At 67.2% G+C, this 18,376-nt stretch carries 14 protein-coding genes; 5 read left to right on the top strand and 9 right to left on the bottom strand.

The features are described 5' to 3' along the window. Nucleotides 1–30: 30 nt before the first annotated feature. Nucleotides 31–2,592 (bottom strand): penicillin-binding protein 1A, encoded by a 2,562-nt coding sequence (locus LY44_RS12925; protein ID WP_055212862.1) that lies wholly within the window; start codon nucleotides 2,590–2,592, stop codon nucleotides 31–33. A gap of 111 nt (nucleotides 2,593–2,703) precedes the next feature. Beyond that, complete coding sequence (locus tag LY44_RS12920; RefSeq protein ID WP_055212861.1) at nucleotides 2,704–3,462, bottom strand: cytochrome c biogenesis CcdA family protein; 759 nt, start codon at nucleotides 3,460–3,462, stop codon at nucleotides 2,704–2,706. Nucleotides 3,463–3,553: 91 nt separating this feature from the next. Here LY44_RS12920 and LY44_RS12915 point away from each other — a divergent pair, with 91 nt between their 5' ends. Further along, nucleotides 3,554–3,805 carry a sulfurtransferase TusA family protein gene (locus LY44_RS12915; RefSeq protein WP_055212860.1) on the top strand — a complete coding sequence of 84 codons (252 nt, stop codon included), beginning with the start codon at nucleotides 3,554–3,556 and terminating at the stop codon, nucleotides 3,803–3,805. Nucleotides 3,806–3,886: 81 nt separating this feature from the next. On the opposite strand, the gene LY44_RS12910 is transcribed toward LY44_RS12915, so the two are convergent. The 6 genes from LY44_RS12910 to purC all read right to left on the bottom strand — a co-directional run bounded on the left by LY44_RS12910 (nucleotide 3,887) and on the right by purC (nucleotide 12,402). Further along, on the bottom strand, nucleotides 3,887–6,721 hold the full coding sequence (locus LY44_RS12910) for an Rne/Rng family ribonuclease (RefSeq protein WP_055212859.1): 2,835 nt from the start codon (nucleotides 6,719–6,721) through the stop codon (nucleotides 3,887–3,889). A 573-nt stretch (nucleotides 6,722–7,294) separates the two neighbouring features. Beyond that, nucleotides 7,295–8,620, bottom strand: coding sequence for a sigma-54-dependent transcriptional regulator (locus tag LY44_RS12905; protein ID WP_055212858.1), 1,326 nt, complete (start codon nucleotides 8,618–8,620; stop codon nucleotides 7,295–7,297). Between the two features lie 3 nt (nucleotides 8,621–8,623). Further along, on the bottom strand, nucleotides 8,624–10,357 hold the full coding sequence (locus LY44_RS12900; RefSeq protein WP_065118431.1) for a sensor histidine kinase: 1,734 nt from the start codon (nucleotides 10,355–10,357) through the stop codon (nucleotides 8,624–8,626). A gap of 111 nt (nucleotides 10,358–10,468) precedes the next feature. Beyond that, nucleotides 10,469–11,137, bottom strand: a complete 669-nt coding sequence (purQ, locus tag LY44_RS12895; RefSeq protein ID WP_055212857.1) for a phosphoribosylformylglycinamidine synthase subunit PurQ — start codon at nucleotides 11,135–11,137, stop codon at nucleotides 10,469–10,471. 69 nt (nucleotides 11,138–11,206) lie between these two features. After that, on the bottom strand, nucleotides 11,207–11,446 hold the full coding sequence (purS, locus tag LY44_RS12890; RefSeq protein WP_055212856.1) for a phosphoribosylformylglycinamidine synthase subunit PurS: 240 nt from the start codon (nucleotides 11,444–11,446) through the stop codon (nucleotides 11,207–11,209). Nucleotides 11,447–11,640: 194 nt separating this feature from the next. Continuing rightward, the gene (purC, locus tag LY44_RS12885; protein WP_055212855.1) at nucleotides 11,641–12,402 is read right to left on the bottom strand and encodes a phosphoribosylaminoimidazolesuccinocarboxamide synthase; all 762 of its coding nucleotides are present in this window, start codon (nucleotides 12,400–12,402) and stop codon (nucleotides 11,641–11,643) included. A gap of 252 nt (nucleotides 12,403–12,654) precedes the next feature. Between purC and LY44_RS12880 the strand changes: the two genes are divergently transcribed. The 3 genes from LY44_RS12880 to bmt all read left to right on the top strand — a co-directional run bounded on the left by LY44_RS12880 (nucleotide 12,655) and on the right by bmt (nucleotide 16,283). After that, complete coding sequence (locus LY44_RS12880; protein ID WP_055256469.1) at nucleotides 12,655–12,969, top strand: DUF1476 domain-containing protein; 315 nt, start codon at nucleotides 12,655–12,657, stop codon at nucleotides 12,967–12,969. A gap of 200 nt (nucleotides 12,970–13,169) precedes the next feature. Further along, on the top strand, nucleotides 13,170–15,200 hold the full coding sequence (locus LY44_RS12875) for a phosphatidylglycerol lysyltransferase domain-containing protein (RefSeq protein ID WP_055212853.1): 2,031 nt from the start codon (nucleotides 13,170–13,172) through the stop codon (nucleotides 15,198–15,200). A gap of 69 nt (nucleotides 15,201–15,269) precedes the next feature. Next, nucleotides 15,270–16,283: a betaine--homocysteine S-methyltransferase gene (gene bmt, locus LY44_RS12870; RefSeq protein WP_055212852.1), complete on the top strand. Its 1,014-nt coding sequence runs from the start codon at nucleotides 15,270–15,272 to the stop codon at nucleotides 16,281–16,283. Between the two features lie 95 nt (nucleotides 16,284–16,378). On the opposite strand, the gene LY44_RS12865 is transcribed toward bmt, so the two are convergent. Continuing rightward, nucleotides 16,379–17,485, bottom strand: coding sequence for a PA0069 family radical SAM protein (locus LY44_RS12865; RefSeq protein WP_055212851.1), 1,107 nt, complete (start codon nucleotides 17,483–17,485; stop codon nucleotides 16,379–16,381). A 166-nt stretch (nucleotides 17,486–17,651) separates the two neighbouring features. On the opposite strand from LY44_RS12865, the gene LY44_RS12860 reads away from it, so the two are divergent. Beyond that, entirely contained in the window at nucleotides 17,652–18,350 is a 699-nt protein-coding gene (locus LY44_RS12860; RefSeq protein WP_055212850.1) for a corrinoid protein, read from the top strand. Nucleotides 18,351–18,376: the final 26 nt, after the last annotated feature.

Below are 18,376 nucleotides of genomic sequence, written 5' to 3'. Positions count from 1 at the left end.
GTCGCCGAGGCATCGCCTCGGCGAAATCCCTCAGTAAAGACCGCCGGCGGACAAAGATCCGAACGTCGCCTTCTTCGGGATCACCCGCTGTTCCCCGGTCGAGGTCGTCACCGCCGTCGTGTCGGTGTCAGTCTCGCCCTGCGCGAACAGCGGCAAGTTTTCACCCATCGCGAAACCGCCATCGACGATCTGCCCCAGCGAGAGCATCTCCTGCCCCTCGCGCAGATATTCCGCCTGCACGAAATCGCCGGTGGCGTCGTCGGGCAGTTTCTCGCCGGTGAAGCGGTTGTATTTCTGCCAATAGCCCCCCGGCGGCACCTTGAAGGCCGCGCCGCCGTAATCCTTCACCGCTTCCTGCATGAAATCGTTGAACACCGGCACGCAGAGCGTGCCGCCATAGGCCCCCGGCCCCAGCGTGCGCGGCTGGTCATAGCCCATGTAGCAGGATGCGACGATGTTCGAGGTGAAGCCGGTGAACCACACGTCCTTGGCGTCATTCGTCGTCCCGGTCTTGCCCGCCACCGGCACCGGCAGGTTCACCCCGGTCCCGGTGCCGCGTTTCACCGCGCCTTCCATCAGCGAGATCATCTGATAGGCGGTGATCGCATTGATCACCTGTTCACGGTCGGCGCGCACCCGCGGCCCCAGCCCCGCAGCCAGCTCCGGCGTGCCGCAATCCGGGCAGGTCGTCGCCGCATCATGGCGATAGATCGTGCGGCCCCAGCGGTCCTGCACCCGGTCGACCAGCGTCGGCTCCACCCTTTGCCCGCCATTGGCGAACATCGCATAGGCCGAAATCAGCTTGTACATCGTGGTTTCCTGCGAGCCGAGCGAATTGGCCAGAAACTGTCCCATCGGATCATAGACCCCGAACCGTTCGGCATAGCCCGCGACGACATCCATGCCGACTTCCTGCGCGATCCGCACCGTCATCAGGTTGCGCGACTGCTCCAGCCCGGTGCGCAACGGCGTCGGGCCATAGTATTTGTTCGAGGCATTCTTCGGCCGCCACAGGCCCTGCGGCGTATCGACCTCGATCGGCGCGTCGACGACGATCGTCTCGGGGCTGAAGCCGCTGTCCAGCGCCGCCGCATAGACGAAGGGCTTGAAGTTCGAGCCCGGCTGCCGCATCGCCTGCGTCGCGCGGTTGAAGACCGAGGCCTGATAGGAAAAGCCGCCCTGCATCGCCAGCACGCGCCCGGTATGCACGTCCATCGCGACGAATGCGCCGCCAACGATCGGCACCTGCCGCAGCGACCAGCGCTGGAAACTGCCATCCGCGTCCTTCGTCACCGCGCGCACCAGCACGACATCGCCCACATCGACCAGATCCGAGGCCCGTTTCGCGCGCACCCCCAGCTTGCCATCCGCCAGCCGCTTGCGCGCCCAGGTCACGTCATTGGCCGGGATCCAGTGGCCGTCGGCGTCTTCCTCCACGCCCTCGATGCCGATGCGGGCCTCCTTGTCGGTCAGCTCCAGCACCACCGCCACATGCCAGCCCTCGACATCGCGCGGTGCCTTGTCGGTCGGCACCGCGGCCAGCGCCGCGCGCCAGCCCGCCTCGTCACCCAGCTGGTCGGCGGCAATCCTCACCCCGGTGCCGCGCCAGATCCCCTGGCCGCGGTCGTATTTCTCAAGCGCCTCCTGCAGCGCCTTCGCCGCCTGGCGTTGCAGCTTCGGATCGACCGTCGCCCGGATCGTCAGACCGCCGCCGAAGAATTCATCCTGCCCGAAGCTTTTCGAGAGCTGGCGGCGGATCTCGTCGGTGAAATAGTCGCGCGGCGGCAGCGCCTGCCGGAAGGTCTCGTAATCGCCGCGCTGCACCGTGCGCAGCTCGGTCGCCTGTTCGGCCTCCATCTGCGCTTTCGTGATATGGCCGTCCTCGAACAGCCGCCGAAGCACGTAGTTGCGCCGCAGCCGCGCCTCTTCGTAGTTGCGCACCGGATGCAGCTCGGCCGGTTTCTTCGGCAGCGCCGCCAGATAGGCCGCCTCGGAAATCGTCAGCGCGGTCAGGGGCTTGTTGAAATAGGTCTGCGCCGCCGCGGCGACGCCATAAGAGTTTTGCCCAAGGAAGATCTCGTTCAGGTAAAGCTCGAGGATGCGGTCCTTGGACAAGGCCTGCTCGACGCGCGAGGCGAGGATCAGTTCCTTGATCTTGCGCTCGGCCGAGCGGGAGCCGTCGAGCAGGAAGTTCTTCATCACCTGCTGCGTGATCGTCGAGGCCCCGCGCATGTCGCGCCCGCCCGATTTCACCGCCGCATAAAGCGCCGAAACCATGCCTTGGGCATCATAGCCCTTGTGGATGTAGAAATTCTGGTCCTCGGCCGAAACGAAGGCTTCCTTGACGATGTCGGGAATGTCCTGGATCGGCACGAAAATCCGGCGCTCCTGGGCGAATTCGTCGATCAACCGGCCCTCGCCGGAATAGATCCGGCTGATCGTCTTCGGGCTGTATTGCGCCAGCTGCTCATGGCTCGGCAGGTTGCGCGAATACATGTAGAAGATGCCGCCGATGGTCAGCGCGACAAAGAAAAGCGCGGTGACGATCCAGGAGAAGATCCCCCCAAGCGAAGACAGGACGAAGCGGATCAAGGAGCACCCCCAAAGGCCATCTGGCCCGTTGCCGCCCCTATAGCGCGGGGCACAGATCGGGTCAAAGCAAGTTCCTGTTTAGCCCGGGCCGCCCGCGGGAACCCGCCGGGCTCAGCCCAGCTCGGCCAGCGCCGGGAAGGTGTCAAGCAGCCAGAACGACAGATCCGACAGCTGCCCGGTCAGCATCATCAGCCCGATCGTCCAGAGCAGCAGGCCCGAGATCTTCTCGATCCGGCCCATGTTGCGGCGCATGAAGGCCAGCGCCCCGCCCAGGCTGGGGAAGAACGCGGCGACGATCAGGAAAGGCAGGCCAAGCCCCGCCGCATAGGCGGACAGCAGCGCCATGCCGCGGCCGATCGTGCCCTCGACCATCGCCATCGAGGCGATCGTGCCCAGCACCGGGCCAAGGCAGGGCGTCCAGCCGAAGGCGAAGGCCAGGCCCAGCAGATAGGCGCCAAGCGCCGAGCCGCCCTGATCGCCGGTGTCAAAGCGCATCTCGCGGTCAAGAAAGCCGATTCGATAGACACCGATGAAATGCGCGCCAAAGATCATCACGACCAGGCCCGAGACCCTGGCCAGCGTGTCCTTCCAGGCGCCCAAGGCCTGCCCCAGCGCCGAGGCCCCAAGCCCCATCATCAGGAACACGGTCGACAGGCCCAGCACGAAGAACAGCGCCGCCAGCAGCACCCGCCCCCGCGCCGAAGGCCGCCCCGTCCCCATGTCGCTGACCGTCACCCCGCCCATATAGGCCAGATAGGGCGGCACGATCGGCAGCACGCAGGGGCTGAGGAAAGACAGGAACCCCGCGGCGAAGGCGGTGGCCGCGGCGGTCAGAAAGCCCGCGTCGAAGATCAGGTCGGTCGGCGTCATGCATCCTTTTAGCAGGGCTGCGGCCCGGCGTCACCGGGGCACGGCTCACATTGCCGTGGACAGGGCCGCGCCCGGGCGTTAGGCCCGCCTCATGACGACGCCCCCTGCCCTTTCGCTCGATCTGCGCGGCCTTTTGTGCCCGCTGCCGGTGCTGCGGCTGGCCAAGGCCCTGCGCGGTCTGCCCGAGGGGGCGGTGGTCGAGATCCAGGCAACCGACCGCGCCAGCTGGATCGACGTGCCGCATTTCTGCGCCCAATCCGGCCATCGCCTCGTCTCGGCCCGGGAGGTCGCGGGCGTGCTGATCTATACTGTCGCACGCGGCCCGGACCGGCCCGATCCCTAGAACTGAGCGGCCCCACACCTGAGCCACAAATGCAAAACGCCGGGCCAAGGCCCGGCGTTTCCGTTTTCCGTTCGGCTGGGCTCAGCCCAGCGACCACCAGCCGCGTTTCTTCGGCTTCTGATCTTCGGGCGAGTCCGGATCGTTCTCGGCCTCCGGCTCGGAGTCGACCGCGACTTCCGCGGCCGCTTCCGCCACCGGTTCGGGTTGCGGCGCAACCTCGGGTTGCGGCGCCGTTTCGGTTTCGACCAAGCTCTCGACCACGCTCTCGGGCGCGGCTTCGCTCACCGGCGCGACGACCGGCGCCAAGGCTTCGGGCGCTTCGACAGCTTCGGGCGCAGCCTCGGCAACCGGGGCTTCCGCTGCGGCTGCAGCTGCCGCCGCGGCCGCCTCGGCTTCCTTCTTCGCCTTCGAAGTGGTGCGGGTCCGGGTCTTCTTCACCGGCGCTTCCACGCCGTCGACGGCCTCGGCCTCTTTCTTCGCCTTGCTCGACCGCGACCGCGACCGGCTCGGCTTCGGCGCCGGCTCTTCGGGCGCGGCTTCCGGCGCGGCGGCCGCTTCGGCCACGGGAGCCTGCACCTCCGCTTCGGCGTCCAGCACCGGCAGGCTCACATCGGCCAGCTCGGCCGCAGCCGCGGCGCGGGCGGCGTCTTCGGCGGCTTCCTCGTCCGAGGCGTCGTCGCCCTCGTCCTCGCCGTCGTCCTCGCCGTCATCCCCCTCGTCGCCCTCGGCCGCCAGATCGGTCCCGCCCGGAGCGCCGTTTTTCTTCCGCCGCCGACGGCGACGTTTCTTTTTCTTCGGCGAGCCTTCGCCCGGCTCGCCCGTCGCGGCCACAGCCACCGCGGGCGCGGCCTCTTCGACCTCGTCCTCTTCCTCCTCGACGATCTCTTCCTCGTCGATCTCGGCCATCAGCTCGGCGCTGGCATGCACCGCGGCGCTATGCACCTCGGGCACGATCCGGGTCGCGGTCTTGAACTTCTCGATGCTGAAATCGGGGCTGACCAGCGTCGGATCGGCCTCGATCCGCACCGCCATGCCGTAGCGCGCCTCGATGCTGGCAATATGCTCGCGCTTGGCGTTCATCAGATAGTTGGCCACCGCGACCGGGCACTTCACCAGCACCTCGCGGCTCCGCTTGCGCGTGCCCTCTTCCTCGATGGCGCGCAGAACCTGCAGCGCGAGGCTGTCATCCGAGCGGATCAGCCCGGTGCCGTGGCAATGCGGGCAGGGCTGCGTGGTCGATTCCAGCATCCCCGGACGCAGCCGCTGGCGCGACATCTCCATCAGGCCAAAGCCCGAGATCCGGCCGACCTGAATCCGCGCGCGGTCGGTTTTCAGCTTCTCTTTCAGACGCTTCTCGACGGCGGCGTTGTTCTTCCGCTCTTCCATGTCGATGAAGTCGATGACGATCAGACCGGCCAGGTCGCGCAGCCGCAGCTGACGGCTGATCTCCTCGGAGGCCTCAAGGTTGGTCTTGAGCGCGGTCTCCTCGATCGAGCCTTCCTTGGTGGCCCGGCCCGAGTTGACGTCGATGGCGACCAGCGCCTCGGTCACGCCGATGACGATGTAACCGCCCGATTTCAGCTGCACCACCGGGTTGAACATCGAGGCCAGATAGCTCTCGACCTGGAAGCGCGCAAAGAGCGGCAGCTGCTCGTTGTAATGCTTCACGTTCTTCGCGTGGGACGGCATGATCATCTTCATGAAGTCCTTGGCGACGCGATAGCCGCGCTCGCCCTCGACCAGAACTTCGTCGATGTCCTTGGAATAGAGATCGCGGATCGAGCGCTTGATCAGGTCGCCTTCCTCGTAGATCGGGGCGGGGGCGATCGATTTGAGGGTCAGCTCGCGGATCTGTTCCCACAGCCGCATGAGGTATTCATAATCGCGGCGGATCTCGGTGCGGGTGCGCTGGCTGCCCGCGGTGCGGATGATCAGACCGGCGCCCTGCGGCACCTCCATTTCGCCCGCGATTTCCTTCAGCTTCTTGCGGTCGGCCGCGTTGGTGATCTTGCGCGAGATGCCACCGCCCCGCGCGGTGTTCGGCATCAAGACGCAGTAGCGACCGGCGAGCGAGAGATAGGTGGTCAGCGCCGCGCCCTTGTTGCCGCGTTCTTCCTTGACCACCTGCACCAGCATGATCTGCCGGACCTTGATGACTTCCTGGATCTTGTAGCGCCGCGCGCGCGGACGGCGGGGCGCATGGATTTCCTCGGCCACGTCTTCCTCGGCCACCGATTCGATCTCGTCATCGACGGGATGGACATGGTGATCGTGGTCATGCTCGTGATCGTGGTCTTCCTCGATCTCGCGCGGGGCTTCGGCCTCTTCGGCCTCGCCCTCCTCGGCGGTCTCGACCTCCGCCGCGCCCTCTTCGAGCACAAAGCCCTGTTCCGGGGCCGTGTCGAGGATATCGGCCTCGGCGGCAAGGGGTTCAAGCGCCCCAGCCTCTTCGCCCGGCGCCGCCTCGTCGATCACCGCCATGCCCGGAATGTCTTCCGAGCGCAGGACGGCATCATTGCCCGTGGCCTTCTCGGCGCGGGCCTGCTGCCCGCCCGAGCGCGACGATCCCGAGCGCGACCGCGACCGGCGCGAGCGCGAGCGGTTTTCCTCGGCCTCTTCGGCCTCGGCGGCCAGGCGCTCCTCTTCCAGCAGCGCCTGACGGTCGGCCACCGGGATCTGGTAGTAATCCGGGTGGATCTCGGCGAAGGCGAGGAAGCCGTGGCGGTTGCCGCCGTAATCGACAAAAGCGGCCTGGAGCGAAGGCTCCACCCGCGTCACTTTCGCCAGATAGATATTCCCGGCCAGTTGCCGTTTGTTGACGGTTTCAAAATCAAACTCGTCGACCTTGTTGCCGTCCACCACCACGACGCGGGTTTCCTCCGCGTGGGTGGCATCGATAAGCATCTTCTTTGCCATAAATCCTGTTTCCCCACGCCGCGTCGCACCTTGGCCTTGCGGGCAAGGCGGGCGGGGCATGGTTTGTCGTTGAGGCTCGGGCGCCCATACGGATATCGGCGGCGGCGGCCGAAAGCGGCCCGCCCGTCATCACCCATTCCGTTGCCGTGCAACCCATCGCGGTTCGTCCCAAGCGCCGGGCTTGTCGCCCCGCGCCGATTTGCAACCCCCCTGACACGAAGCCCCGGGGGCAAGAGTGCGGTCTTGCGACCAATCGGATGATCCAAGGCCCGCCCCGCGCTCGCGATGGCTCAGGCCCGGAAATCAGCGAATTCCGTGGACAGGAGAAGACTCCTGCCGACACTGCGACAATATCAACGCAAATGACACAAACACAATCGGTTTTTCGTCAAGAATTGGTTAATGCTGATTTCAGCCCGGACGCATGCCGCAGCCGCGGGGGGCCGTCTGCCCCCCGCACCCCCCGAGGATATTTGCACCAAGGTGAAAGCAAACCCCGGGATGGCTTTCACCTTGGCGAAAATATCCCGGGGGTGAGGCCGCAGGCCGAGGGGGCAGCGCCCCCTCTCCGCCTCAGGTGTAATCGCCGCGGCTCAGGCCGTATTTCGCCATCTTCTCGTTCAGGGTCCGCCGCGGCAGGCACAATTCCTCCATCACCGCGGAAATCGAGCCCTTGTGACGGCGCATCGTGTTGTCGATCAGCATCTTTTCGAAGCTTTCGACATATTCCTTCAGCGGCTTGCCCTCGGTCGTCATCGCCGTGCCGGCCTCGTCGGTCTCGGCCATCAGCAAGGACGCGATCGAGCCCGAGCCGCGCCGCGCCTGCAAGACCGCGCGTTCGGCGACATTGATCAGCTGGCGCACATTGCCAGGCCAGGGCGCCTGCAGCAGCTGCGCCGCTTCCTGCGCGCTCACTTCGGGCGGCTCGCAGCCGTAATCATCGGCGAAAGCCTCGGTCATCCGGGTGAAGAGCGTCAGCACATCCTCGCCGCGCGCGCGCAGCGGCGGCAGCGTCAGCTTGTGCGCGGCAAGGCGGAAGAAGAGATCGGGGCGCAAAACGTCTTCGAGCGTGCGCCCCTCGCCATGGGCGTTGCAGATCGCCACCACGCGGGTTTCGGCGGGCGTGCCCTGTTCGTTCAGGACCGTCAGCAGCCGCGCCTGCAACCCGGTCGAAAGCGCCTCGATATCCTCCAACACCAGCGTGCCGCCGCGGGCCTCCTCGACCAAGGGCAGCCCCTCGGCCACCGGGCCGAAAAGCTTCTCGGCCAGGGCTTCCTCGGTATAGGCGGCACAGCTGATGGTGACGAATTTCTTCCCCGCCCGCGTGCCCGCGGCGTGCAGCGCATGGGCGACCAGCGTCTTGCCGGTGCCGGTCTCGCCATCGATCAGCACGTGCCCGTCCGATTGCGCGATATCCAGCACATCCTCGCGCAGCCGCTCCATCGAGGGCGAGACCCCGATCAGCTTGCCCACCACCGCCGAGCCCTCGGCCAGATCGCGGCGCAAAGCGCGGGCATCCAGCGTCATCCGCCGTGTCTGCGTCGCGCGCTTGGCCAGTTCCGTCATCCGGTCCGGGTTGAAGGGCTTTTCCATGAAATCCATGGCGCCCAGCCGCATCGCCTCGACCGCCATCGGCACGTCGCCATGCCCGGTGATCATGATCACCGGCAGCCCGCTGTCGAGCCCCATCAGCCGCTTCAGAAAGGTCATCCCGTCCATCCCCGGCATCCGGATGTCGGAGATCACCACGCCGGGCCAATCGGGCCCGATCACCTTCAGGGCTTCCTCGGCGCTGCAAAAGGTCTCGGTGTCGAAGCCCGAAAGCGCCAGCCATTGCCCGATCGACTGACGGATGTCTTCCTCGTCATCGACGATCGCCACTTTCATCATCCGTGCCATGATCTACTCCGTCCCCCTGCGCCCTGTTGCGGGCGTCTGTCTGCTTGCCGTCAGCCGCGGCAGCCGCATCTCGAAGACGGCGCCGCCGCCCTCGTCGTTGCGGGCCGTCAGCCGGCCGCCGAAATCGGTCACGATCGAGGAAGAGATCGCAAGGCCCAGCCCCGTCCCCTCGCCCGGTTTCTTCGTCGTCCAGAACGGCTCGAAGAGCTTTTCCAGATCGGTCAGCCCCGGCCCGTTGTCGGCCAGCGTCAGCACCGCCACCTCCTCCTCCGAGACCAGCGTGATCTCGATGCGCGGCGCGCGCAAGCCCTTGGTCGCATCCAGCGCATTGCGGAAAAGATTGATGATCACCTGTTCCAGCCGGATCCGGTCGGCCTGCACCATCACCGCGCCGCGCGGCAGGTTGCGCACGATCTTCACCGTGCGCGCCTTCAGCTGCGGCTCCATCATCGCCAAGGCCGAGGACAGCGCCGCGCGCAGATCGACCGGCTCGATCGCATCGCCGCCCTTCCGCGCATAGGATTTCAGCTGCCGGGTGATCGCCCCCATCCGCTCGATCAGATCGTCGATGCGCTGGAAAGAAGACAGCGCCTCGGGCACGCGTTCGCGCTGCAACAGCAGTTTCGCCCCCGCCAGATAGGTCTTCATCGCCGCGAGCGGCTGATTGAGTTCATGGCTGACCGCCGCCGACATCTCGCCCAGCACGGCGAGTTTCGAACTTTGCTCCAGCGTCTGTTCGGCCAAGGACAGGTCTTTTTGCACCCGCTCGCGTTCGGCGATCTCGCGCGAAAGCCGCGCGTTCAGCGCCCGCAGCTCGGCCGACTCGCGCCGGTAAACCGCCGATTGCACCTTGGCGCGGCGCGAAATCAGATAAAAGCCAAGCGCCAACAGGATCGCGAAGCCCATGATTTCAAGCGCAATCACCGCATTCACCCGGTCACGCACCGAGGAATAGGGCGTAAAGGCCACCATCCGCCAGCCGCGAAACGGCACCCGCGCCTCGGTCCGCATCACCGCCTGGCCCAGCACCCAGGCATCGGGGGCATCATTCGCCCAATCGGCCGTCGCCTGCAGCGCGCGCTCGATCGCCGAGGGGGCCGAACGCGCCGCCAAAGCCTCGTCCATCGTCAAGCCCCGCCAGCGCGGTTCGGTCGCCAGCACGATCTTGCCCGCGCTGTCCAACACTGCGACGGCATCGGAAATCCCCGCCCAGGCGCGTTCATAGCGCGCCAGATCGGCGCCGACGACGATCACGCCGACCAGCTTGCCATCGGCCAGAACGGCGCGGGAATAGACGAATTCGCTTGCCCCCGTCACCCCCTCGACCGCCGAGAACACCGTCTCACGGGTGCGCTGCGCATCGACGAAAAACGGCGCGTCGTTGAAGACGGTGCCCAGCACGTTGCGGTCGGTCGCCCCCATCACCCGGCCCTGCAGGTCCAAAAGCCGGATCGAGGCCACCCCCACCTCTTCGCGCGCCGCGATCAGAAGCGCCGAGGTGGTGGAAAAATCCCCCGATCCCAGCGCCTTGGTCAGCTCGGGGTCACGGGCGAGCAGCAGCGGCACGACCGAGGTGCGCTGCAGTTCCGACAGGATGTTGCCGGAATAAAGCGCCAGCCGCAGCTCGGTGCGCATGCGGGTGGTTTCGGTAAACCGCTCGGTCAGCCAGGTGTTGGTGAACCAGACACCGATCACCGTGGCCAGCAGCATCAGCACGGCCAGCGCCCGATAGGCCATGCGGCGCAGGCGGCGGCGGGCCTCGGAGGCGGCAAGCAGATCGGGGCGCGGAGCAAGGGCGGTCATGGCCCGACTTTAGGCGAAGCCGTCGCCCCCAACAAGGCGCGGCGCTCACACCGCCGCAAGCATCCCCGCCAGCGCGCGGAAAAGCGCCGCCCCGTCGGTGCCGCCCTGCGCGTCTTCGACCACCCGCTCGGGATGCGGCATCAGGCCAAGCACGCGGCGGTTTTCGCTCAGCACCCCGGCGATGTCGGCGGTCGAGCCGTTCGGATTGTCGATGTAGCGGAAGGCGACGCGGTCCTCGCCCTCAAGCCGGGCGAGCCCCTCGGCGTCAAGGACATAATTGCCGTCGTGATGGGCGATCGGATAGGTCACCTCGGCGTCCGCCGCATAGGCGCGGGTGAAGGGGCTGTCCGTGGTGGCCACTTTCAGCCGCTGCGGACGGCAGCGGAACTTCAGCCCGGCATTGCGCATCAGGGCGCCCGGCAGCAGCCCCATTTCGGTCAGCACCTGAAAGCCGTTGCAGATGCCGATCACATGGCCGCCGCGGCCCGCGAAATCGACCACCGCCTGCCCGATGGGCGAGCGCGAAGCGATGGCGCCGCAGCGCAGATAATCGCCAAAGGAAAACCCCCCCGGCACGCCGATCACATCGGTGCCCGCCGGAATTTCGGTGTCCTTGTGCCAGACCCGCACCACATCGGCGCCCGCTTTCGCGAAGGCATCGGCAAGGTCACGGTCGCAGTTCGACCCCGGAAAGGTGATGACGGCGGCTTTCATCGCGAAAGGGCTCCTGCTTTATCTTGCCACAAATATCCCGGGGGTCCGGGGGCAGCGCCCCCGGCCGCCTCAGCAGATCTCGACGGTGTATTTCTCGATCACGGTATTGGCGAGGAGTTTCTCGCACATCGCCTTGACTTCGGTTTCCGCCGCAGCCCGGTCGGTCGCGGCCAGATCCAGCTCGATCATCTTGCCCTGACGCACCGCCTCGACGCCGGTGAAGCCCAGATGGCCCAGCGCATGGCGCACCGCCTCGCCCTGCGGGTCGAGCACCCCATCCTTCAGCATCACATGCACACGGGCTTTCATCCGGGATCTCCTCGCTTGGGGCTGGCGTCTCGACAGGTGGCCGCACCCGTCCGTTTCGGCCCTGATAGCCCAAGCCCCGGCCTCGGGCAAGCGCGATGGCGCATGGCGCGGGCACAGACTGGCGGACACAGACTGGCGGGCGCAAAGGAAAAGGGCGGCCCCGCGGGACCGCCCCTCAAATCCTGCGCCCGCGCTCAGTTGATCAGCGTCGGTTTCATCGGCGTCGCATTGGCGGGCATCACGCCCAGCCGCCGCGCCACTTCGGTATAGGCGTCGGTGAGCGAGCCCAGATCGCGGCGGAACACGTCCTTGTCGAGCTTTTGCCCCGTCTTCACATCCCACAGACGGCAGCTGTCGGGGCTGATTTCATCCGCCACGATCAGCCGCATGAAATCGCCATCCCAGATCCGGCCGATCTCGATCTTGAAATCGACCAGCTTGATGCCGACGCCGAAGAACACGCCCGAGAGGAAATCGTTCACCCGCAGCGCCAGCGACACGATATCGTCCAGATCCTGCTGGTTCGCCCAGCCGAAGGCGACGATATATTCCTCGGGCACCAGCGGATCACCCAGCGCGTCATTCTTGTAGCTGTATTCGACGATCGGCCGCGGCAGCGCCGTGCCCTCCTCGATGCCCAGCCGCTTCGAGATCGACCCGGCGGCGAAGTTGCGCACGATGACCTCGAGCGGCACGATCTCGACCTGCCGGATCAGCTGCTCGCGCATATTCAGACGGCGGATGAAGTGGTTCGGAATGCCCACATTCGTCAGCCCGGTCATGAAGAATTCCGACAGGCGGTTGTTGAGCACGCCCTTGCCCTCGATCGTCGCCTTCTTCTGCGCGTTGAAGGCGGTCGCGTCGTCCTTGAAATACTGCACCAGCGTTCCCGGCTCCGGGCCTTCGTAAAGGATCTTCGCCTTGCCTTCGTAGATTTTCTTGCGACGCGGTGCCATGGGCTCTCCAATATCGAACGGGTGGCCGTGCGGGGCACACGGTCACTGCCTTCGCGCCCATTAGCGCAAGAGCGCCCATCCCGCAAGGCAAAGCCGGTCGCAGCCCCTGCCGCACCGCCCTGAACCGCGCCCGCGCGGGCGCGGTGATTGCCGGGCGGATGCGCAATCCGCCCGCGCGCGGGCGGAATAAACCTTGCAGCCGCGCGCAGTTGAACCCATATCTGCCGCGAGACACTGACCCAGGGGGGAACCATGACCACTTTCGACGATCGCGAACATGCCTACGAAGCGAAATTCGCGCATGATGCCGATCTGCGCTTCAAGGCCGAGGCCCGGTCGGTGAAGATTCTGGCGCAATGGGCGGCGGGGCTTCTGGGCAAGACCGAGGCCGCGCTCGACGCCTATGTGGCCGAAGTTCTGGCCGCCGATCTCGAAGAGGCGGGCAAGGACGATGTCGTGCGCAAGCTTGTCGCCGATCTGGCGGGCAAGGCCGACGAGGCGGCGATCCGCGCCGAATTGCAAAAATCGATGGCCGAGGCGATGAAACAGCTCGCCAGCGCAGGCTGAAACCGGACCGCCGCGGGCGCCGCAAGGCGCCCCGGATCTGGCACCGCCCTTCCCCGCGAAGGCGCGGTGTTTGTTTTTGACGCGGCCGCCCCCCGGATGGTTAAGCCCCGGCAACCAAATCTGCGGGAAAGCTGCGACTTTTCACCGCTTGCTAACCCTTGGCGCGCATCCTTCCGGTTGCGCATCGTCGGGGAGGCAGCATGTCCAAAGACACGGAAACGGCCTTTGCGGCCGCGCTCGCGGCACGTGGCCTCGTCTTGCCCGAGGGCATGCGGATCGGCGCGGCTGCGCGCAGGCAGGCGCTTGGCCTTGGTCTCGTCGCGGTGTTCCTCTGGGTGCTGCGCGACAAGCTTGCCAACCTTGACGGGGCGGCGATTCTGGCGGCGCTGGCGCGGGTCGATGCGCTCTCTTGGGCGCTGGCGATCGCGGCGACCGTCGCCTCTTTCGCGGCGCTGGCGCAATATGACGCGCTGATCCACCGCGCGCTTGGCACCGGCACCGCGCCCGGTCCTGCCCGCCGCGGCGGCTGGACCGCGATCGCGCTGTCGCAGACGATCGGATTCGGGCTGGTTTCGGGGGCGCTGGTGCGCTGGCGGATGCTGCCCGACACCTCGCTCGCGCAGGCCAGCAAGATCACCGCCACCGTCGCCGCGACCTTTCTGGCGGGCTGGTCGGTGCTGACCGCGGCGGTGCTGCTGATCGCGCCGGTCGATCACCAGCATCTGCCGGTGCTGGCGGTGCAGGGGCTGGCCGTGCTCGGGCTTGTGCTGGGCGGCGGGCTGGCGCTGGCGACGCTCGTGCTGCCCGAGGGGCTGCGGCTCGGCCGCTTCACCCTGCGGCTGCCGCCGCTGGCGGTGATGGGGCGGATCCTCGGCCTTGCGACGCTCGACACCGCCTTTGCCGCCGCGGCGCTCTGGGCGCTTCTGCCCGGCTCGGAACCGCTCTCCTTCCTGACGCTTTATCCCGCCTTCCTGCTGGCGCAGGGCGCGGGGCTGGTGTCGAACACCCCGGGCGGCGTCGGCCCGTTCGAGATCACGCTGATCACGCTTTTGCCCGGCACCGCCCAGCCCGAGCTGATCGCGGCGATTCTGGCCTGGCGGATCGTCTATTACGGCCTGCCCGCGCTGGCGGCGATCGCGCTGGTGGCGCTGCGTCCGGCGCATGTGCTGCGCAAAAGCACAGTGATGACGCCCGCCGAGGCGCCCAAGCCGCTGCTGCGCCGCGCGCTCTCGGGGCCGCAGGCAGAGCTCGGCCTGCTGCGGCAGGGCGAACACGGGCTTTTGCCCGGCGATTGCGGCACCGGCGGCTGGATGGTCGGGCGCGGCGCCCGGACCCTGACCGGGATGCTCGACCCGTTCGGCACCGCGCCCGTCCCGGTGCTGCTGGAACGGCTGCGCAGCTCGGCCCGGGCCGAGGGGCGCGTGGCCTGCCTTTACAAGATTTCCCCCCGCGTCGCGGCGCAGGCCCGGGCCGCAGGCTGGGTCATCGCCCCGGTCGCGACCGAGGTCTGGCTTGATCCCGCCCGCTTCGATCTGAACACCCCGGCGCGGGCGGGGCTGCGGCGCAAGCTGCGCAAGGCCGAGAAATCCGGGCTGCGCGTCACCCGCGCCCTCGGCCTGCTGCCGCTGGACGAAATGGCCGGGCTCGCCCGCGCCTGGGCCGCGACGCATGGCGGCGAACGCGGCTTCTCGATGGGCCGTTTCGCCGCGGATTACGTCTCGGCGCAACAGGTTCTGCTGGCCCGCGACGACACCGGGCGTCTGGTCGGCTTTGCCAGTTTCCACGCCACGGCGACGGAATGGGTGCTTGATCTGATGCGCCCGGCCGCCGAGGCCCCCGACGGCACGATGCAGGCGCTGATCGCCACCGCCATCGCCGAGGCGGCCCGTTCCGGGGCGCGGCGGCTGTCGCTGGCCGCCCTGCCGCCGCGCGCCGAGGACAGCGAAGGACCGGCGGCGGCGCTGTGGCGGCAGGCCGAAAAGGGCAAGGGCGCGGCCGGTCTGCGCCAGTTCAAGATGGGCTTCGCGCCGCGGCTCTCGCCCCGCTACATCGCCGCGCCCAACCATGCCGCGCTGATGCTCGCCGCCGCCGACATCGCCCGCGCCATCCACCGCCCGGCCCCCCTGCCCGGCGCCGCCCGCGCCGCCGGGACCGAGGTCGACACCGACACCGACATCGACACGGGCCCCGCGCGCGCCGCCACCCCGGTCTTCGCGTCAAGACCATCTTGAACGAAAGGAAATTGCACTTTTCCCCGCCCCGTGGCAGGGAGAAACCGACCTTGGTTCAGGAGAGGCCCGATGACCAACACGCTTTCCCGCCTGCTGAAATCCCGTGACTGGCTCTTGGCCGACGGGGCCACGGGGACCAACCTCTTCAACATGGGGCTGTCCTCGGGCGAGCCGCCGGAACTGTGGAACGTCGAGCACCCGGACCGGATCGCGAAACTCTACGGCTTCGCGGTCGAGTCGGGCTCGGACCTGTTCCTGACGAACAGCTTCGGCGGCAATGCGGCGCGGCTGAAGCTGCACAATGCCCAGGGCCGGGTGCGCGAACTCAACCGCATCGCCGCCGAGATCGGCCGCGAGGTTGCCGACAAGGCGGGCCGTCCGGTCGCCGTCTGCGGCTCGATGGGCCCGACGGGCGAGATCTTCGCGCCGATGGGCACGCTGACGCATGACCTCGCCGTCGAGATCTTCCACGAACAGGCCGAGGGCCTGAAAGAGGGCGGCGCCGATGTGCTCTGGGTCGAGACGATCTCGGCGCCCGAAGAATACAAGGCCGCCGCCGAAGCCGCCCGCCTTGCGGGGATGGACTGGTGCGGCACGATGAGCTTCGACACCGCCGGGCGCACGATGATGGGCGTCACCTCGGCGCAGATGGCGGCGCTGGTGGAAAAACTGCCGAACCCGCCGCTCGCCTTCGGCGCCAATTGCGGCGTCGGCGCGGCGGATCTGATGCGGACGCTGATGGGTTTCGTCGCGACGGGCACCGAACGCCCGCTGATCGCCAAGGGCAATGCGGGCATTCCGAAATACCACGACGGCCATATCCATTACGACGGCACGCCGGAGCTGATGGGCGATTACGCCTGCCTGGCGCGCGATGCCGGGGCGACGATCATCGGCGGCTGCTGCGGCACGATGCCGGTGCATCTGCAGGCGATGCACGAGGCGCTTTCGACCCGGCCGCGCGGCCCCCGCCCGAGCCTTGAGGAGATCGCGGCGAAACTGGGCGCCTTCTCCTCGGTCTCGGATGGCACCGGCGACGATGACGGCCCCACCCGCGAGCGCAAGGGCCGCCGTCGCGGCTGATCCAAAGCGTTGAAAAGAGCGTATTTTTGCCAAGAAAAAGCCGATGGTTTTTTCTTGGTGCAAATACGCATCCCCCCTTGCCGGAGGCGCAGGTGTCAGAACAGTTCGAGCTGCTCGCCCGCGCGGGGGGGCACGGCAAAGCGCGTGCAATCCAGCGGCGGCAGCGCGGCGGCCAGGCTGAGGCGGCGGCAGGACACTTCGAAGCGGCGGGCCAGCAACTCGGCCTCTGTGCCCTCGCCCTCCATCCGCGTGGTGAAGCGCGGGTCGTTCAGCTTGCCACCACGAAAGGACGCGATAGCGTTCAGCACCTTTTCCGCCCGCAGCGGGTAATGCCGCGCCAGCCAGTCGGCGAAAAGGGGCGCGACCTCGTTGGGCAGCCGCAGCGGGATCATCTCGGCCGCCTTGGCGCCTGCGCGCCGCGCCTCGGTCAGGATCGCTTCGAGCGCGGCATCGGTCAGGCCGGGAATGATCGGCGCGGCCATGACGCGCACGGGAATGCCCGCCCGGGCGGCCTCGCGGATGATCCGCAGCCGGGTCTGCGGGCCAGGGGCGCGCGGTTCGAGCTTGCGCGCCAGATCCTCGTCGAGCGTCGTCAGCGACACCGCCAGATGCACCAGATTGCGTTTCGCCATCGAGCCCAGCAGATCAAGATCGCGCAGCACCCCGGCGCCGCGGGTGGTCAGCAGCACGGGATGGTTGAAATCGCTGAGCACCTGCAACAGGCCGCGGGTCAGGCCCCAGTCCGCCTCGATCGGCTGATAGGGGTCGGTGGCGGTGCCCAAGGCGATCGGCGCGGGCACATAGCCGCGTTTCGACAGCGCGCGTGCCAGAAGATCGGGCGCCTCGGGTTTCGCAATCAGCCGGGTTTCGAAATCAAGCCCGGCCGAAAGGCCCAGAAAGCCATGCGTCGGGCGGGCGTAGCAATAGATGCAGCCATGTTCGCAGCCGCGATAGGGGTTCACCGAGCGGTCGAAGGGCACATCGGGGCTCTGGTTCCTGGTGATCACCGACTTCGGCCGCTCGACGCTGACCTCGGTGCGCAAAAGCTTGTCGTCCTCGACCAGATCCCAGCCGTCAGGCTCGACGATCCGCGCATAGGGTTCGAAGCGGCCGACCGGATTGGCAGCCGCCCCCCGCGCGCGCAGGCGCTGGCGCGGATCGGCAGGGGGCAGGTCGAGCGGCAGGGGCAGAGCGTGCATCATGGGCGAAAACTAGAACGAAATGAGAACATTTCGCAAGAGATTCGCCCCATGCGAATTTTGCCCGGAATCCCCTTGCGTCGGGGACGGACCGGCGCATGTCGCAAAACGGCAAGTAATCGAAGCCTTTTTTCCGCATCACAAAAGCAAGCACGCGCAGGAGACAGCCATGGCCGATGAAGACGACATCATCCTTTCGGAACTCGACGACGAAGAGCTGGTGCAGCAGATGCACGACGACCTCTACGACGGCCTCAAGGAAGAGATCGAAGAGGCGGTCAACATCCTGATCGCGCGCGGCTGGACGCCCTATGACGTCCTGACCAAGGCGCTGGTGGCGGGGATGACCGTCGTCGGCAACGACTTCCGCGACGGGATCCTCTTCGTGCCGGAAGTGCTGCTCGCCGCGAATGCGATGAAGGGCGGCATGGCGATCCTGAAGCCGCTGCTGGCGGAAACCGGTGCGCCGCGCATGGGCAAGATGGTGATCGGCACGGTCAAGGGCGACATCCACGACATCGGCAAGAACCTTGTCGCGATGATGATGGAGGGCGCAGGCTTCGAGGTCGTCGATATCGGGATCAACAACCCGGTCGAGAATTATCTTGACGCGCTGGCCCGTGAGGAGGCCGACATCCTCGGCATGTCGGCGCTGCTGACGACCACGATGCCCTACATGAAGGTCGTGATCGACACGCTGAAGGAAAAGGGCATCCGCGACGATTACATCGTTCTGGTGGGGGGCGCGCCCTTGAACGAGGAATTCGGGCGTGCAATCGGCGCCGATGCCTATTGCCGCGACGCCGCCGTGACGGTGGAAATGGCCAAGGCGATGGTGGCGCGCAAGCACAACCAGATGGGCGCCTGAGGCTGGGCAGATGGGCGCCTGAGCGT

It is taken from the genome of Rhodobacter capsulatus (assembly GCF_003254295.1).
GTDB classification, from domain to species: Bacteria; Pseudomonadota; Alphaproteobacteria; order Rhodobacterales; family Rhodobacteraceae; genus Rhodobacter; species Rhodobacter capsulatus.
Note: the sequence above shows the minus strand (reverse complement) of the source record. Positions and strands in the feature narration are given on the sequence as shown.

Bases quoted from the DNA above. Each gene is read 5' to 3' on its own strand.
- purS (WP_055212856.1), bottom strand. From the start codon at position 11,446: ATGAAAGCCCGTGTGCATGTGATGCTGAAGGATGGGGTGCTCGACCCG.
- LY44_RS12900 (WP_065118431.1), bottom strand. From the start codon at position 10,357: ATGGCCTATCGGGCGCTGGCCGTGCTGATGCTGCTGGCCACGGTGATC.
- LY44_RS12880 (WP_055256469.1), top strand. From the start codon at position 12,655: ATGACCACTTTCGACGATCGCGAACATGCCTACGAAGCGAAATTCGCG.
- LY44_RS12905 (WP_055212858.1), bottom strand. From the start codon at position 8,620: ATGGCACGGATGATGAAAGTGGCGATCGTCGATGACGAGGAAGACATC.
- LY44_RS12920 (WP_055212861.1), bottom strand. From the start codon at position 3,462: ATGACGCCGACCGACCTGATCTTCGACGCGGGCTTTCTGACCGCCGCG.
- bmt (WP_055212852.1), top strand. From the start codon at position 15,270: ATGACCAACACGCTTTCCCGCCTGCTGAAATCCCGTGACTGGCTCTTG.
- LY44_RS12860 (WP_055212850.1), top strand. From the start codon at position 17,652: ATGGCCGATGAAGACGACATCATCCTTTCGGAACTCGACGACGAAGAG.
- LY44_RS12865 (WP_055212851.1), bottom strand. From the start codon at position 17,485: ATGATGCACGCTCTGCCCCTGCCGCTCGACCTGCCCCCTGCCGATCCG.
- LY44_RS12910 (WP_055212859.1), bottom strand. From the start codon at position 6,721: ATGGCAAAGAAGATGCTTATCGATGCCACCCACGCGGAGGAAACCCGC.
- LY44_RS12915 (WP_055212860.1), top strand. From the start codon at position 3,554: ATGACGACGCCCCCTGCCCTTTCGCTCGATCTGCGCGGCCTTTTGTGC.
- LY44_RS12875 (WP_055212853.1), top strand. From the start codon at position 13,170: ATGTCCAAAGACACGGAAACGGCCTTTGCGGCCGCGCTCGCGGCACGT.
- purC (WP_055212855.1), bottom strand. From the start codon at position 12,402: ATGGCACCGCGTCGCAAGAAAATCTACGAAGGCAAGGCGAAGATCCTT.
- purQ (WP_055212857.1), bottom strand. From the start codon at position 11,137: ATGAAAGCCGCCGTCATCACCTTTCCGGGGTCGAACTGCGACCGTGAC.